The organism is Empedobacter sp. R132-2 (assembly GCF_030324375.1).
Classification (GTDB): Bacteria; Bacteroidota; Bacteroidia; order Flavobacteriales; family Weeksellaceae; genus Empedobacter; species Empedobacter falsenii_B.
On the sequence record NZ_JACAGG010000045.1, the window covers coordinates 1 to 15,670 of the forward strand.

Here is a 15,670-nt window from a genome sequence, read left to right on the forward strand (position 1 = left end):
TCCGAACAGAGAAGTTAAGCCTGCCTGCGCCGATGGTACTGTTACTTACGGGAGAGTAGGTCGTCGCCAGTTTTTATCAAAAGCCTCAAGATTATTCTTGAGGCTTTTTATCGAATGATTAGGATGTAAACCTGATTAAAAATACAAAAATATTAGGGTGATTATTACGAAAGGGCTCACCTCTTCCCATTCCGAACAGAGAAGTTAAGCCTTTCAGTGCCGATGGTACTGCTATTGCGGGAGAGTAGGTCATTGCCAGTTTTTATTTAAATCTCAAGATTTATTTCTTGAGGTTTTTTTATATTTTATACAGAAAGTATTATGATAATTTTTAATCATTCAACTAAATATTACGATTTAGTTTCATTCTTATTTTATGGATAATTAATTAAGAAGTTAAAACAAGTTTTTGAAAATTTAAAAAAAAATATAGTTCGGAATCTCACAAGATGTAACTATGTAAATCAATATTTTCTAATTTAACTTTATTTGATTAGTAATATTCTCAATTACTTTTGATAATTTCGGTCAAAGTGATAATTACCATTCAAAGAAATATGTATTTATTGATCCAATAATTGGTGAATTTTTCCTTGAAATTACGCATTGTTTGATTTTGATTAAACTTCCCAATTTGTTTTCAATGGGTATTGTTTTGTGCTTTAAATTAACAAAAAGATAGTCAAAAATGCGAATCCATCTTCTTCTACTCCAATGCTTCTAATATATTTCCAAAAATGATAGTATTGCAAATATTTAAGCAAAATTCCATGCAGATTTTAATCCTTTGTTGATATAACATAAGTAATCAATAAAGCAATTCCAACAAATAGCATCATCAATTTTGAAAGATGCATAAATTCGGTTGTTAAAAATAATTTTTGAAAATGTAAACCTTCTGCAAGAGGAGAAGTGATGACTGAAATTTATATTAATCATTCCTAATTTAAAAATCATAACAGCAGGAAAAAATTCGAGTAAATACTTTTCTTCCAACCCATATAAAACTCAAACATCCAAAACCTAAAGCCAGTCAAAATTCAAAACGCGGTACAATAAATTTGTAACTAATCTTTGGTAATGATAATAACCAAATTGTGTTAAAATATACATCATAGTAAATTCTACAGCGCCCAAACCTCTCAAAAACTTCGGAATAATCATCAATAAAACAGAAATCGTATAAGCTAAAGCTAATGCATCAAAAATGGGTCGAATACCTAACGCTAACATTGTAAAATAAACATGTAATATCCCAGTAATTTCGATGATTGTTGAAATTAGAATCGTGAGATTTATATTTTTTTGTCCAAAGAAGCTTCAAAAATTGGATTGATTTCTTTACAATTTTTGGAAATTTATTCTCTATAATTTGATTGAATTTGTTTTTTGTTTTTAAATGAGCTGTAAAAGAAATAAACCAGAATTAAAATTATGCCCAAAATAACTAATGATATCTACAAATCATTAAAATATTTGTTGACGAAAATACTATAAATAATGATGGATATACCTATGTTGAAAACCGTTAATAATCAAATAAAACCATAAATAGAACTTGCCTAAATTTATTTGTTTCAAATTGTTGTTTTTTTATTTGTTTGTGTAGATAAGCTAAAAAACTAATTCCGCCCGCTAGTAAAAAAACAATGATAAAATTTCGTTTGAGTTATAGATTGAATGTGCGCTAAAGTTTAAAAGGTAAACCATCTGCTTTGAAACATGTGATATACATTACAATTTGTAATGAAATATAGAGAAGAGTAATCACGAAACCGATTAATAACAAAAAAGGCTGCACTCTGGTTACTTGGAATAATTTGCATCATTTCTTTTCATTTGCTTTTGAAATATACAAATGTTCAATATAATAAGTCTTGCTATAACTTGTTGCCAAGATTTTTTTACATTTTTTATAGTTTGTGGAAATTTAATTTTGGTATGACATTGATAAGTTTTATCAATTTAGGGAAAAATTAAAAATAAAAATTTATGATTAACTTGAAAATCTCCTATATTGAAAATAAAAATAAGATATGGAGACTGGATTAAATATACGTCAAGCTATTTTGAATGATGCAGATAGAATTTGGGAAATTTTGCAACAAGCAGTTGAGAAAAGAAAAGAGGAGGGAAGTAATCAATGGCAAAATGGTTATCCAAATCTAGACGTTGTAAAAAATGATATCTCAAATGGTTTTGGTTATATAATTGAGAATGATAATAATCTAATCATTGGATATGTTGCAATTATTGATGAGATAGAACCTGCTTATACAGCAATTGAAGGAAAATGGCTGAATGATGATCTATATATTGTCATACATCGATTGGCTGTTGCACAAGATGTTAAGATGAAAGGTTTGGGAACTTGGGCAATGACCGAAATCGAGAAGGTTGCAATTTCAAAAAACATACATACTATAAAAGTTGATACCAACTTTGATAATATTGGAATGTTGCGTGTTTTTGAAAAGTTAGGTTATCATTATTGTGGAGAAGTTTATTATGATGGAAGTCCAAGAAAAGCTTTTCAAAAAATTATTCAGGATTTAACATAATTGAAGATTTCAGATAGAATTTAGAAAAACTAAATAATCAAATTGATAAAATGATAAAAAGATTCCAAAAAAGGAATCTTTTTTTATGAATTTACATAGGATAATTATGTTTAAAATGTAAAATTAATATTTTAACCCCTAATTTTTATAGGGTGTAATTGAAAATAAATGATTTTATTTAAAAATAATCTAATTTTGATAGGGTTAAAATTAAAAACTTATGAAAGTCGGATTAAAATGGAAAGTAGCTTTTGCAATTATAACGCTAGTTGCATTCGCTGGATTATTTTGGAAACCAGTTGTAGATATTCCAAATACAGGAGAATTCCTTAGCGAAGAAAATATTGTAAATTCAGATGTCGCCTGGATTTTAGCAGCTGCAGGATTGGTGTTATTGATGACGCCAGGTTTATCATTTTTTTATGGAGGAATGGTGGGGAAACGAAATGTTATTTCTACCATGTTGCAAAGTTTTATTGCCTTAGGTGTGATTTCGATTTTGTGGGTTGTAGTTGGGTTTTCACTGTCTTTTGGTGAATCAATTGGTTTTACAATAAATGGAGAACATTACGGAATTATTGGTAATCCTTTAAGTTACCCATTTTTTAGTCATGTTGGAGCATTTCCACATAAAGACATGGCATCTACAATTCCATTTGTCTTATTTGCATTGTTTCAAATGAAATTTGCAGTCATTACACCAGCGCTTGTAACTGGTTCTTTTGCTGAAAGAGTACGTTTCATTTCATATTTATTGTTTATGATTTTATTTAGCTTAATCATTTACACACCGCTTTGTCATATGGTTTGGCATCCAGAAGGTTTATTGAATAAATATTTTGGAGTAAAAGATTTCGCTGGAGGAACTGTTGTTCATATGAGTGCTGGATTTGCAGCATTGGCAGGTGCTTTGGTGATAGGTAAACGTAAAAACAGAGAACACAAACCTGCAAATATTCCATTTGTTATGCTCGGAACAGGAATGTTATGGTTCGGATGGTTTGGTTTCAATGCTGGTTCAGCTTTGGGAGCAAATGCCACAGCAGCACTAGCTTTCGGAACAACAACAATTGCTTCTGCTTCTGGAATGATGACATGGATACTTTTTGATAGAATTAATGGTCGCAGCGTTACTGCTATGGGAGCGTGTATAGGGGCTGTAGTTGGATTAGTAGCAATCACTCCAGCTTGTGGGTTTGTTACAATTCCTGAAAGTATATTTTTTGGCTTTATAACAGCTATTGTCTCAAATGTAATGGTTCATTGGAAAGTGTTAAAAAGAGTTGACGATACTCTAGATGTTTTTGCATGTCATGGAGTCGGAGGAATCATGGGAATGATTTTGACAGCTATTTTTGCACATGGAGAAAATGCAAGCTTATTACATGGCGGGGTATATGTGTTTGCACATCATATGATTGCTTTGTTGCTCGTTTCGTTATTTACTTTTTTAGGTGCGATTGCTTTATTTTATATTACGGATAAAATGATTCACTTACGCGTGAGTGATAGAGCGGAGTTCGAAGGCTTAGATTTGTCGCAACACGAAGAAAGTTTGCATTAAGTAAACAATAGTATTATAAAAAAATCCGACTACTTTTAAGTAGTCGGATTTTCAGTTTATATTAATCCAGCGCGCTTTAACAAAGCGTCTGCTGTTGGTTTATGACCTCTAAATTCTTCGTACAGTTTCATCGGTTCTACAGTTCCACCAGATGATAAAAGTTTATAGAATTTTTGAGCTTTTTCTGGATTGAAAATTCCAGTTTCTTGGAAAAATGCAAAGGCATCTGCATCCAAAACTTCGGCCCATTTATATGAATAATAACCAGATGAATATCCACCTTGAAAAATATGTGAGAAGGATGTACTCATCATATTTTTATCAATTTCTGGATACAACTCTGTTCGTTTAAAAGTTTCTTTTTCAAATTGTTGTAAATCATTAATTTCAGCCAAATCATTCGCATGATAAGCCATATCCAATAATCCAAAACTCAATTGACGAACAGTTTGATAACCTTCCATAAAACTTGAAGAAGCTTTTACTTTTTCAATTAATTCTTGCGGAATAATTTCTCCTGTTTGATAATGTTTTGCAAATAATTTTAAAGCTTCTGGTTCGTAACAAAAGTTTTCGTAAAATTGAGAGGGTAATTCAACAAAATCCCAATAAACATTTGTTCCAGAAAGACTTTCGTACGTTGTATTTGGTAACATTCCGTGTAGCGCATGTCCAAATTCGTGGAACAATGTTGTCACTTCCTGAAATGTCAATAATGACGGCGTGTCTTTCGTTGGTTTTGTAAAATTACAAACAATCGAAATGTGCGGACGTTTGGTGTTTCCATTCACATTAGAAGCATCTCTATAACTTGTCATCCAAGCACCAGGGCGTTTTCCTGCGCGCGGGAAAAAGTCTGCATACAATAAACTTAAGAACGCACCATTTTTATCTAGAACTTCATAAGTTGTTACTTCATCGTTGTATTTATCAATTTTATGAATTTCTTTAAATGTAATTCCATACAATTTTGTTGCGACATCAAAAGCTCCTTGAATCACATTTTCTAACTGAAAATAAGGTTTCAATTCTTCGTCAGAAAGACTGAATTTTTTCTGTTTTAATTTTTCAGCATAATACGCATGATCCCAACGTTGCAATGTTTCAATCCCATCAGTTTCTTTTGCAAATGCAGTTAATTCCTCAATTTCTTTTTCTGCAAACGGTTTTGCTTTCGTTAATAAATCATTCAAGAAATCTAAAACAGTCGTTGGTGTTTTTGCCATACGTTCTTCCAAAACATAATCAGCATGCGTTTTATAACCTAATATTTTAGCACGTTCGTGACGAAGTTTTACGATATTTTTGACATTTTCTTCGTTGTTAAATTCATTATTTTGATAGGCTTTTACTCCATTTGCTCTAAACAATTTTTCTCTTAATTCACGATTTTCTGCGTATTGCATAAACGGAATATAGCTTGGTGCTTGTAACGTAATCAACCAACCTTCGTGATTTTTTTGTTCAGCATCAGCTTTTGCTTGATCAATAGCATATTGAGGCAAACCTTTTAAATCATTTTCATCTGTGATAATCAATTCGTATGCATTAGTTTCAGCCAAAACATTTTGTCCAAATTGCAAAGAAAGCATAGCCAATTGCTTGTCTATTTCGCGTAATTTATTTTTGTCTTCTTCGTTCAAATTTGCCCCATTTCTTGAAAAACCTTTGTATTTTTTTTCTAATAAATAAGCTTGTTCATCTGTTAAATTCAACGAATCCTTTTGATTATAAACGACTTTAATTCGTTCAAATAAATCTTGATTTAAGCGAACATCATTTCCAAATTCAGATAATAAAGGGGAAACTTCTTGCGCAATTTCTTGAATTTCATCATTCGTTTCAGCAGAATTAAGGTTGAAGAAAATAGAAGAAATACGTCCTAATTTTTCACCCGAAAGTTCCATTGCTTCAATTGTATTTGCAAAATTTGGCGCTTCAGGATTCGCAGTAATTGCATCTATTTCTGCTTTTGCTTCTTCAATTGCTTGGATAAAAGCAGGTTTGTAATCTTCAATTTTGATTTTAGAAAAAGGAGCACTTTCAAAAGGTGTTTCAAATTTTTCTAATAACGGATTTGCCATTTATGGTGTATTTTTTTAGTTAAAATATATTTGTTTGAACTCTTTCAAATTCTAATCCAAATGTAAGAAATCTGACAAATCGTCAAATTTAATGTGTGATTAATTTAGAGTTATTTACATTTGTTTTAAAAGTAAACAATTATGAGTGTAGCCTTAATATTCAATCAAAAACCAACAGAAGAATGGCAAAGAAATTTACAAGAATTGTTGCCAGATACGAAAGTTGAAGTTTATCCAAATATCTCAAATCCAAAAGATGTAGAATTTATTGCAACTTGGAAACCGCACAAAAATTATGTGACTGAATTTCCAAATCTAAAAGTTGTACAATCAGTTGGAGCAGGAATTGACCATTTGTTGCATACCAAAATTCCAGATTCAATAAAGGTAACACGTATTGTTGATCCTGCTTTGAAGCAAGAAATGTTTGAGCATGTTTTGGCTTGTGTTATGACTTCAATGAAAAATCTATTGACGTATTATAAAGATCAAGTTCGTAAAGAGTGGAAGCCTACTACTTATCAAAATATCAAGGAAACAACTATTACTATTTTAGGATTAGGTGAAATCGGAAAGTTAGTAGCAGAGCAATTTGTTGCGTTAGGTTTTCAAGTCAAAGGTTGGTCGAATTCGCCAAAAAATATAAATGGAGTAGAATCTTTTTCTGGAAAAGAAGGCTTGAATGCTGCGATTTCTAAAACTAATTTTATTGTCAATATTTTGCCTTTGACAGATGATACAGAAGGTATTTTGAATAAAGACTTTTTTAAAGAATGTTCAGATCATACAGTTTTGGTGAATGTTGGTCGTGGAGCACATTTGGTCGAAAAGGATTTATTAATTGCAATCGAAGAAAAACAAATAAAAGAGGCTTATTTAGATGTTTTTGTAGAAGAACCTTTACCTGAAAATCACCCTTTTTGGACGAATGAAAATATTTATGTAACACCTCATATTGCGAGTGTTACAAATGCAACAACTGCTCTAAAACAAGTTGCAGATAACTATAACAGAATGAAAAATAACGAAGCTTTATTGAATGAAGTTTCATTAGAAAGAGGTTATTAGATATACCAAAATGACGTAAGATTTTGTTAAAAAGACGCATTTATGTTTTTACTTGTCAAAAAAATCTTTTAACATTGTATTTGAAAAAATAAAAGCTAAAAATGAGTGATTATATTCAACTTTATTCAATTGATAATATTTTAAGAACTTACAAAGAAGAAGCAACTGATCGTCGGTTAGCAATCTTTGACGTAGGTCCTGAGAACAATTATTATTTTGTAAAACGAAAACCTTATAAGTTTACGTCGCTTGGGTTGATTTTAATCACAGCAGGAACATGTGAAATCACGGTGAATTTAGAACCAACATTAATCAAACGTGACGATATTATTGTGGTTCTTCCAGGTCAGTTGTTCGAGATTATAGAGCATTCGGCTGATTTTGCTGTTCAAGCAATCTTCATTGATTCAGATCTGATTATTGAAGCTGGTTTTCACGTGAAATCCAATAATTTAGTAGAATTTTTATCGTCCAAATATCCTAAAATCATTTCTTTAGATAAAAAGATTGTACGTGATATGCGCTACAATCTGAATAAGATTAGTAAATATACCATCAAGAATGAAAATATCTTTGCAAAAGATTTGGTTTTACATCACTTTTCAGTGTTGATGTATGAGATGGGAAATTACTACAACCAAGCTGTAACGGCAAAAAGTACAACGAAAGAAGTCAGAAAGGAGGAATTGGCTAAGCAGTTTTTGTATTTAGTTTCAACTCATTTTCGTCGTCAGCGTAATGTACAATTTTATGCAGATGAAATGTTTATTAGTCGTAAACATTTGACTAAAATTATTGTCGAAGTCTTTAATAAATCACCCAAACAAATCATTGCTGAAGCCATTGTATTAGAGGCAAAAGTCTTGCTAAAGAACCCAAAAAATAGTGTTTCTGATGTTGTGACAGAATTAAATTTTATAGATACCTCAGTTTTTAGTAAATTTTTCAAAAATTATGCCGGTGTTTCTCCAAGAACTTTCATAGCTTCTAATTAATAATTGATGTAAATCAATGTAAATGTGAAAACTTTCTAAAAACGTCTTTCTGACATATTATTACGTTTATTTTGCTAACTAATTTGTTAAAATGGATAGACCTTTGTTGCTCAAATTTTAATTGATGCGTCTTTTAGTAGATAATCGATACATGAAATTTGAATGAAAAGAATTTTATGGTGGTAGATTTTACAAAAAAAATATTTGCACATATTTCAGCAATCGGTGGTTATGTGCCAGAGAATAAACGAACTAATTTCGATTTAGAAAAGATTACAGACACTTCTGATGAATGGATTGTAAAAAGAACGGGAATTAAAGAACGTCGTATTTTAGAGGAAGGTTTAGCGACTTCTGATATGGCGGTTAGTGCAATTCAGAATTTAATTGATACATACAAAAAAGACATCAAAGATGTTGATGCGTTGATTGTTGCGACTTCTACACCAGATATGTTGATGCCTGCTACTGCGAATATTGTGTGCGAAAAGTTAGGAATAGAGAATGTTTGGGCATTTGATATGAATGCAGCTTGTTCTGGATTTTTATACGCGTTGGACATGGGTGCTTCATTGGTTGAAAGCAAACGTTACAAAAATGTTTTGGTCATTGGTGCTGATAAAATTAGTGCGTATGTAGACATCAAAGATCGTTCGACAAATATTTTGTTTGGAGATGGAGCTGGAGTAGTTTGGTTAGAGCCTACAAATGAAGAAGGAATTTTGGATGCTTTGTTACAGAGTAATGGAACTGGAAAAGAATTCTTGAATATAGAAGGAGGTGGTTCTTTGTATCCAGCGAGTTCACAGTTGTTGGTTGATGAGAAGCGTTACATTAGACAAGATGGAAAAATTGTATTCAAAAATGCAATTCAATCAATGAGTGATACGTGTGTCAATGTTTTGAAACGCAATGATTTTTCTGTAGAAGATGTAAATTGGTTGGTTCCGCATCAAGCGAATAAACGAATTATTGACGCTGTTGGTAATGAAATTAATATTGAAGAAGGTAAAACTTTAATCAATATTGAGAATTACGGAAACACAATTGCAGCGACAATTCCGTTATGTATTTGGGAAAATGCATCAAAATTAAAGAAAGGAGATTTATTGATGTTGACAGCCTTTGGAGCAGGTTTCTCTTGGGGAGCAAGCTTATTGCGTTGGACAATTTAATCAATAAAAATCATATATTTTTGTTCATAAAGAACGGCAAGAAATTGTCGTTCTTTTTTTATTGTAAACTATTAAATTCTTCACCACACTTCTTGCATTTGAACACGTTTTTGTAGTAAATTGGGTAAACCCAAAATATGATAGAAGATAATAAAGAAAGTAAACCTTTTCCACCTTTCATTGACTTGTAATTGCTGTAATACTCATTACTTTCACACTTAGGGCAAACAAGAATTTCATCCAAATCATTGGTATAATTTGAAGTATCAATTTCTTCTAAAACTTTCATAGCACGATCAGTATCTTCTTTCTTAATTTTTACTTTCACGCCACCAATGGCATTCGACAAAAACTGATTCATCCCAACCGAATGTTCATCAATAACAAAAGCATCAATTTGTTCACTCTCTAATTTTGAACGTAAAATATGTGCTTCAATAGGGCTTTCAAATGTTTTTAATGTAATAAGTTCCATACTAATTGTGTTAAAAATTCAATTCAATATCCGATATAAAATTAGTTCTTTTTATCTTAATGTTTTAAATTTTTTAGTAGATGAAAAATGTAATTCAATGTTTATTTTTAATTGTATTGATGATGAATACGACACATGCGCAAAACCTAAAACAAGTTGCTTACAAAGATGGCTTACAAAAATTGAATGGTTTAGTAACCGATAATACAACAAAGAAAAGTCCAGGAGTTTTGATTTTACCTGCTTGGAAAGGAGCTGATAACGAAGCAAAACAAGCTGCAATAGATTTAGCAAAAGAAGGTTATATTGCGTTTGTTGCAGATATTTATGGAGAAGGAAGCAATCCGAAAGATAATGCGGAAGCGGCTAAAATAGCAGGAAAATACAAGTCTGATTTTGCAGCTTATCAAAAACGAATTGATTTGGCGTTGAAAGAGTTAATCAAAGCTGGTGCAGATCCAAGCAAAATTGCTGTAATTGGTTATTGTTTTGGAGGAACAGGCGCATTAGAAGCTGCTCGTGCGCAATTACCTATTGTTGGCGTTGTTTCTATTCATGGTGGATTAGCAAAAGATTTGGCTCGAAAAAATATCCCTCTTAAAACAAAAGTTTTAGTAGAACATCCAGCTGATGACGAATCTGTAAAACCTGAAGATATTTCGAATTTGGTACTTGAAATGAACGAAGGAAAAACAGATTGGCAAATGATTACTTACGCAAATTCAAAACATACATTTACCAATCCAGAATCACCAGATTACAATAAAGTAATGGCAGATAGAGCGTGGCAACATACATTATTGTTTTTAAAAGAAGTATTGAAATAAAACCATTAATTCGAGTGAAATTATTTTTAGAATTTTGTATCGAGAATAAGGTTTTAGAAGATAAAATTCATCTTAATTCTCGATACAATTTTAAAAAAAACATAATAAGAAATCTACTGAATAAACAACTGTATCATTTCATACCAAAAAGCAGCTGTAAAAAAGCCTATAATAATACTGATTCCAATAATCAAATTGGTTAGTTTGGTGTTGAGTTTAAATTGTTCCGCAATAATACTCGATGTTACTAATGTAGGCATTGCAGCTTCAAAAATAGAGATTTTAGCCACATCACCTTTTATCCCAATTACGATGGCTAAAAGCATTACAACTGCAGGCGCTATCATTAATTTGTAAACCATAGACATCGAAATTTGTGACCATAATTTTCTCCAACCATTAAACTTTAATTGCAGTCCAACTGAAAATAAAGCCAACGGACCTACAGTTGCAGCTAATTTATCGAAGAATGGTTCGGCAGGAGATAAGTCGATAAATTGAGATAAAATCAATGCACTAATACAACCCAAAAATGGAGGGAAAGTAAATAATCGTTTCAAGATAAATTTAGAATCTATTGCTCCAGATCCATTACTTCCTCCTTTTAATGCAGAAACTATTCCGATGGTTGATAAGCACAAAAACATGGTTTGATCACAAATAATCGCAATACTTAAATATTTTTCTCCATAAAATGCTGAGATCAAAGGGAAACCAATAAAAGAGGTATTGCTATAGCCGCTTGCCAATTCCAATGTTCTTCTCGAACGCTCCGAATAGCCTTTTGCTTTGCTGTAGAATTTCATGTAAAATAAACTTCCAACGGCAATAATGACAGTCGAAAAGATAGGGAATAGCATTTCTTGCGACCATTCTACTTTTGGTAAATACTTAAACGAGACTGCTGGTAAAGCTAAATATAAAATCCATGTATTGATCCCTTTATGTGCATCAGGATGTATAGATTTTGTTGCTTTAAACACCATTCCGGCGATTATGCAGACTGCGATTAATATAAAATTTACCATTTTTTAGATATTTAGAATGCAAAGTTACAATCCCATTTTTTTTTACCCTAAAGATATCACTTTTTATTCAATGCTTATTTTTTATAAAATGGCAAGATTAGATATATTTAATTTATTATTATCTAAAATTACTTTTGAATAATGATTTTCATTTTCCAAAATAGCTGTAAATGGAGCAGGAATTATTGTATCAGTTGTAGGAAACTAAGTTGTTTTAATAAAATAATTTAGTAATAATATTTTCCCTTCATCTGAGCCATTAGTACCAAAAGTATCAAAATCTCCTTTTCAGAATTTAGATGTTGTTTTCTATTATAATATATGATTAGTTGCTTCAATATAAGTTGTAGGTAAACCAATTTCAGAAATTCCAAAAATAGAATGTTGATCAAATTCTGCTTAGTTCTCATAAGCTAAATATATTCTTCATTCGTTTTACAAAAGTTAATCTTGTCCAACCAACTTGTAAACTAAACTGATTATCGGTTTCTTCAATTAACTCAAAAGCTAGAATAGTTGTATAAAATGATTTCGTTTTTTCTAAATCATTTGTAAACAATTGTAATTCTTATATTTTCATTCTGCGATTTTTTATAAAAGTAAACCAACTAAACAGAAGAAAACATCAAGACGAATTGATTTAATTAATTGCGCTATAAGTAAATTATTTCCTTCAATTAGTTATTATTCTTTTCTTTCAAAAAACCTTTTTCTTGACACAAAATTCTTACAGAATTTCACTCGAAATGACGGTTTTTTCATATAAAAAAGGTAGAATTATACTACTGATTTCTATATCAAAATAAACATCTATTTCTATGTCTCTATGTGGTCATTTATTCAAAAGTTGAGACAAATTATATCTTTATTTTATTCTCATCATAGTCACCAAAGAAGTAGCCACATGCGTTTCTTTGTTCGTCGTTTCGTCAACCACAAAAATCTCTGTGCGTATGGTGCTTATCTTTTTTCCGCCTTTTATCACATAGGCTTTTGATAGTAAATAATCACCCAAAGCAGGTCGTAAATAATTCACCTTTAACTCAACTGTTACCACATAACAATCGTCGTCATAGTGAGAAACAGCAGCATAACCAGATGAAACATCAACCAAAGAAGCAATCATAGCACCATTAAACATTCCGTGCTTACGTGTCATCATTTCTTGTTTTGGAATCTTAATCGAAACATAGTCCGTTTCGCATTCGATAAGTGATGCGTTATAAAATTTTAAGGTTTCTGAACGATTAAAACTTACCTCTACTAATTCTCTTTTTTCTGGCGTCATATAAAATTGCTTTCAACAAATATAGAGATTTGTCGAAAGCAATTTCAGTTATGCAGTTACGTTATTCAAGTTTTCTTCTTTGATAATCGTATTTTGATGTGACAAAATTACTTTATCCAAACCGCGGTAATAATTCCCTTTGTCAACAGTAATCAATAAATTATTTTTCGGAATTTTATTGATAATCTTATTGTTCGGGAAATGTTGTTTCGAGTTTTTGAAGGTAATAAATACATCATCTTCAGTTAGATTTTTGACATCATCTTCCGAAATAATATCAATCAATTCATAAGGTAAATAAAGTTGATCGAAGATATAATGAAACGTTTTAAGGCGTTTTCCGTTCAATTCTTTGCTATGTTGCAAAAAGTTTCTCAATCTATGTACAACAGCGTAGAAATTACCTACCAAAGGCGGTTTGGGAATATTACGCTCGAACAAGCAACCATCAATCAAACTAAGCGGAAGTTTGATATTCAATTCATCTGTTTTTACATTGTATAGATGGCGATAATCCAAACCTCTTTTCTTGAATTCTTCAATAATATGATCTTTTAGCGCAGGAACTTTAATAGGCAATTGTTGATTGATAAAATCGACCAATTTTTCATCTGATATAGGAGCTAAATTAAGCTCAGAAATGTTTTGTGACATACAATAAATAGTTAAAATAAAACAATTATTGTATTTCGATAATAGGGGATTTTTCGTTGTTTTTGGATGAACTCCCGTATTGTTTTACCACCGTGGAGACTCCTCTCGGTTGGTATCGTTTTCTACGATTCGAAATACGGTGTAAAACTACATAAAAAATTGAATATGTAGTAATCTTTTCTAATAATTTTATTTTAAAATGATCACTTAGAATTTTATTCTAAATTGGATATTGTTTCGATAATAAAGTTTTGAATAATTGCTTGATTTGTTTTTTTATATTCTACCATATAGATACATCGTAATACTAGTTCATTTATTCATTTTCCAATTTATCTCTATTCATCAACATTGTTAAACCTATCTCTCTATGTGGTTATAAATTTTATGTTCTGAATTAGATGCGACCATGAAACGAGTTTAGGGTGACGACTTCGCTATTAAAAATCAAGATTTTGAAAATTTTACAAATAATTAAGATAAATTTAATTGTTTGCCGAAAATTATTTTATACATTTGAGTAACAAAGTAATTAAAAAATGAAGTTTACGTGCTTATATATGTCGATTCGCAAACAGGTTTGGAATATCCAGACGTGGGAAAGTCATGTATACTAAAAAGAGATTTTATTTTTTAATATATTTTAGGTTTCCCCGTCGAGTTTCGATGGGGATTTTTTTTGAACAAAAACAACAATTACCAATATAAAATTAAAAACAATGCAAAGTTTACAACAATTAACGATCCCAGTTTGGCCCTTAGAGGACAACACAATCTTAAACAATGTTTCGGTAACATTTCAACTTTTTGGACTTCCATTAGGAACAGCTCCAGTCATTTTGATTAACCATTCCTTACACGGAGATTCAGATTGTACCTATCATTGGGATGGGGTCATGGGAAAAAACAAAGCAATTGATCTTAATGAGTATACGGTAATCTGTATAGATATTCCTGGAAATGGCGTTTCCCAAACCATAAAGTACGACTATATACCACGCGATCACATTACAGCACGCGATGTAGCGGTGTTGTTTTGGTTGACGTTATTTGAATTGGAAGTAGACGAGATTTTTGCCATTATTGGTGCAGACTTAGGCGGAGGATTAGCGTGGGAAATGGCATGTTTGTTCCCGAATAAGGTGCTGAATATTATTCCGATAGCAGCAAGTCTTAAAACAACAGATTGGTTAGTAAAAGAGCCAACAGCTAAAAGCGAATACCTGAAATCTATTTTCTATTCGATAGATATATCACGCAATAGAGGCGATATATTGCAAGTTTCGCAATACATCAAATCAAAAATACATGTGATTTATGTAAAGAATGGAAACTTGTTCAACAAAGCAGAATTAAAACGTTATTACGCCAAACTGCAAGAGTTTAACAAACATGTGCAGTTCCACGAAATAGAACAAATAGAAGATAACGAATTACTAAAAGCAAACATCGATAAGGTTGAAAAAATAGTAGATGGTATCCTCGAAAAAGAATATATAAATAACGTTGCATAAAAACTAAAGCTCCTGCAAGGGAGCTTTTTTTTAGTGAATTTTATATAATATATTAAGAAATAGTCTTCTTGTCTAAATTTATAATTTCTTTGTCTAATAATTCTTTAAATAAATCAATAGTATTATCAATATATTTTCTTGGATTACCAGAAGCAGTTATATAAAATTTGTTTAATTTATTAACTATTTCATTATATTTTAAATCATAATTGTCAGAATCATAACTATCAATAAGAGTCTTATACCAATTTATTGAGTTATGGGTTAATTTTCCATATTTTAAAGGAGTTTTATATTTAAAGAAAGATTTGTATAAGTATTTTAAATCTTTCAAATTTTCATGATTTTCTAATAAATAATACCCGTTGTGCATTTTGATTAATAAAGAATAAAGTTGTTCATTTGATTGAAAATCAGTAAATTGTTTTAATTACAAA

General features: G+C 30.9%; 15 protein-coding genes, 2 rRNA genes and 1 riboswitch. Of the genes, 9 read left to right on the forward strand and 8 right to left on the reverse strand.

Annotated elements, in window-relative coordinates; genetic code table 11:
- Together rrf (HXZ69_RS15400) and rrf (HXZ69_RS14075) are read left to right on the forward strand one after the other, a co-directional pair.
- Window positions 1–72, forward strand: a 5S ribosomal RNA gene (rrf, locus tag HXZ69_RS15400); the annotation flags it as partial.
- Window positions 73–153: 81 nt separating this feature from the next.
- A 5S ribosomal RNA gene (rrf, locus tag HXZ69_RS14075) occupies window positions 154–261 on the forward strand.
- A 762-nt stretch (window positions 262–1,023) separates the two neighbouring features.
- On the opposite strand, the gene HXZ69_RS14080 is transcribed toward rrf (HXZ69_RS14075), so the two are convergent.
- Window positions 1,024–1,299 carry a lysylphosphatidylglycerol synthase domain-containing protein gene (locus tag HXZ69_RS14080; protein ID WP_291077600.1) on the reverse strand — a complete coding sequence of 92 codons (276 nt, stop codon included), beginning with the start codon at window positions 1,297–1,299 and terminating at the stop codon, window positions 1,024–1,026.
- Window positions 1,300–2,036: 737 nt separating this feature from the next.
- Here HXZ69_RS14080 and HXZ69_RS14085 point away from each other — a divergent pair.
- Both HXZ69_RS14085 and HXZ69_RS14090 read left to right on the forward strand, forming a co-directional pair.
- Window positions 2,037–2,561 (forward strand): GNAT family N-acetyltransferase, encoded by a 525-nt coding sequence (locus tag HXZ69_RS14085; RefSeq protein WP_286496343.1) that lies wholly within the window; start codon window positions 2,037–2,039, stop codon window positions 2,559–2,561.
- 220 nt (window positions 2,562–2,781) lie between these two features.
- The gene (locus HXZ69_RS14090) at window positions 2,782–4,125 is read left to right on the forward strand and encodes an ammonium transporter (protein ID WP_286496345.1); all 1,344 of its coding nucleotides are present in this window, start codon (window positions 2,782–2,784) and stop codon (window positions 4,123–4,125) included.
- Between the two features lie 56 nt (window positions 4,126–4,181).
- On the opposite strand, the gene HXZ69_RS14095 is transcribed toward HXZ69_RS14090, so the two are convergent.
- Window positions 4,182–6,209, reverse strand: a complete 2,028-nt coding sequence (locus HXZ69_RS14095) for a M3 family metallopeptidase (protein WP_286496346.1) — start codon at window positions 6,207–6,209, stop codon at window positions 4,182–4,184.
- 141 nt (window positions 6,210–6,350) lie between these two features.
- Here HXZ69_RS14095 and HXZ69_RS14100 point away from each other — a divergent pair, with 141 nt between their 5' ends.
- From HXZ69_RS14100 to HXZ69_RS14110, 3 genes are all read left to right on the forward strand, one after another.
- Window positions 6,351–7,277, forward strand: a complete 927-nt coding sequence (locus HXZ69_RS14100; protein WP_286496347.1) for a 2-hydroxyacid dehydrogenase — start codon at window positions 6,351–6,353, stop codon at window positions 7,275–7,277.
- A 101-nt stretch (window positions 7,278–7,378) separates the two neighbouring features.
- Window positions 7,379–8,272: a helix-turn-helix domain-containing protein gene (locus HXZ69_RS14105; RefSeq protein WP_221856399.1), complete on the forward strand. Its 894-nt coding sequence runs from the start codon at window positions 7,379–7,381 to the stop codon at window positions 8,270–8,272.
- Between the two features lie 176 nt (window positions 8,273–8,448).
- Window positions 8,449–9,447, forward strand: coding sequence for a beta-ketoacyl-ACP synthase III (locus HXZ69_RS14110; protein WP_286496348.1), 999 nt, complete (start codon window positions 8,449–8,451; stop codon window positions 9,445–9,447).
- Window positions 9,448–9,505: 58 nt separating this feature from the next.
- Here the strand turns inward: HXZ69_RS14110 and HXZ69_RS14115 are convergent, their stop codons facing one another.
- Entirely contained in the window at window positions 9,506–9,922 is a 417-nt protein-coding gene (locus HXZ69_RS14115) for a putative signal transducing protein (protein WP_286496349.1), read from the reverse strand.
- An 80-nt stretch (window positions 9,923–10,002) separates the two neighbouring features.
- On the opposite strand from HXZ69_RS14115, the gene HXZ69_RS14120 reads away from it, so the two are divergent.
- Complete coding sequence (locus HXZ69_RS14120) at window positions 10,003–10,749, forward strand: dienelactone hydrolase family protein (protein WP_286496350.1); 747 nt, start codon at window positions 10,003–10,005, stop codon at window positions 10,747–10,749.
- 113 nt (window positions 10,750–10,862) lie between these two features.
- Here HXZ69_RS14120 and HXZ69_RS14125 read toward each other — a convergent pair whose 3' ends face one another.
- The 4 genes from HXZ69_RS14125 to HXZ69_RS14135 form a co-directional block, all read right to left on the reverse strand.
- Window positions 10,863–11,777, reverse strand: a complete 915-nt coding sequence (locus HXZ69_RS14125) for an AEC family transporter (RefSeq protein ID WP_286484376.1) — start codon at window positions 11,775–11,777, stop codon at window positions 10,863–10,865.
- 406 nt (window positions 11,778–12,183) lie between these two features.
- Window positions 12,184–12,336: a VOC family protein gene (locus tag HXZ69_RS15340; protein WP_291072344.1), complete on the reverse strand. Its 153-nt coding sequence runs from the start codon at window positions 12,334–12,336 to the stop codon at window positions 12,184–12,186.
- Window positions 12,337–12,642: 306 nt separating this feature from the next.
- Complete coding sequence (locus HXZ69_RS14130) at window positions 12,643–13,065, reverse strand: PaaI family thioesterase (RefSeq protein WP_286484378.1); 423 nt, start codon at window positions 13,063–13,065, stop codon at window positions 12,643–12,645.
- Between the two features lie 48 nt (window positions 13,066–13,113).
- Window positions 13,114–13,719, reverse strand: coding sequence for a hypothetical protein (locus HXZ69_RS14135; RefSeq protein ID WP_286496351.1), 606 nt, complete (start codon window positions 13,717–13,719; stop codon window positions 13,114–13,116).
- A gap of 48 nt (window positions 13,720–13,767) precedes the next feature.
- Window positions 13,768–13,862: riboswitch (SAM-I-IV-variant riboswitch) on the reverse strand.
- Between the two features lie 576 nt (window positions 13,863–14,438).
- Between HXZ69_RS14135 and HXZ69_RS14140 the strand changes: the two genes are divergently transcribed.
- A complete protein-coding gene (locus HXZ69_RS14140; protein WP_286496352.1) occupies window positions 14,439–15,233 on the forward strand; it encodes an alpha/beta fold hydrolase in 795 nt (264 codons plus the stop codon).
- A 52-nt stretch (window positions 15,234–15,285) separates the two neighbouring features.
- On the opposite strand, the gene HXZ69_RS14145 is transcribed toward HXZ69_RS14140, so the two are convergent.
- Window positions 15,286–15,567: a hypothetical protein gene (locus HXZ69_RS14145; protein ID WP_219035212.1), complete on the reverse strand. Its 282-nt coding sequence runs from the start codon at window positions 15,565–15,567 to the stop codon at window positions 15,286–15,288.
- Between the last annotated feature and the right edge of the window lie 103 nt (window positions 15,568–15,670).

Excerpts from the sequence above, each read along its gene's own strand:
- HXZ69_RS14100 (WP_286496347.1), top strand. The coding sequence starts at position 6,351 with ATGAGTGTAGCCTTAATATTCAATCAAAAACCAACAGAAGAATGGCAA.
- HXZ69_RS14095 (WP_286496346.1), bottom strand. The coding sequence starts at position 6,209 with ATGGCAAATCCGTTATTAGAAAAATTTGAAACACCTTTTGAAAGTGCT.
- HXZ69_RS14135 (WP_286496351.1), bottom strand. The coding sequence starts at position 13,719 with ATGTCACAAAACATTTCTGAGCTTAATTTAGCTCCTATATCAGATGAA.
- HXZ69_RS14120 (WP_286496350.1), top strand. The coding sequence starts at position 10,003 with ATGAAAAATGTAATTCAATGTTTATTTTTAATTGTATTGATGATGAAT.
- HXZ69_RS14130 (WP_286484378.1), bottom strand. The coding sequence starts at position 13,065 with ATGACGCCAGAAAAAAGAGAATTAGTAGAGGTAAGTTTTAATCGTTCA.
- HXZ69_RS14115 (WP_286496349.1), bottom strand. The coding sequence starts at position 9,922 with ATGGAACTTATTACATTAAAAACATTTGAAAGCCCTATTGAAGCACAT.
- HXZ69_RS14110 (WP_286496348.1), top strand. The coding sequence starts at position 8,449 with ATGGTGGTAGATTTTACAAAAAAAATATTTGCACATATTTCAGCAATC.
- HXZ69_RS14090 (WP_286496345.1), top strand. The coding sequence starts at position 2,782 with ATGAAAGTCGGATTAAAATGGAAAGTAGCTTTTGCAATTATAACGCTA.
- HXZ69_RS14105 (WP_221856399.1), top strand. The coding sequence starts at position 7,379 with ATGAGTGATTATATTCAACTTTATTCAATTGATAATATTTTAAGAACT.
- HXZ69_RS14125 (WP_286484376.1), bottom strand. The coding sequence starts at position 11,777 with ATGGTAAATTTTATATTAATCGCAGTCTGCATAATCGCCGGAATGGTG.
- HXZ69_RS14085 (WP_286496343.1), top strand. The coding sequence starts at position 2,037 with ATGGAGACTGGATTAAATATACGTCAAGCTATTTTGAATGATGCAGAT.
- HXZ69_RS14140 (WP_286496352.1), top strand. The coding sequence starts at position 14,439 with ATGCAAAGTTTACAACAATTAACGATCCCAGTTTGGCCCTTAGAGGAC.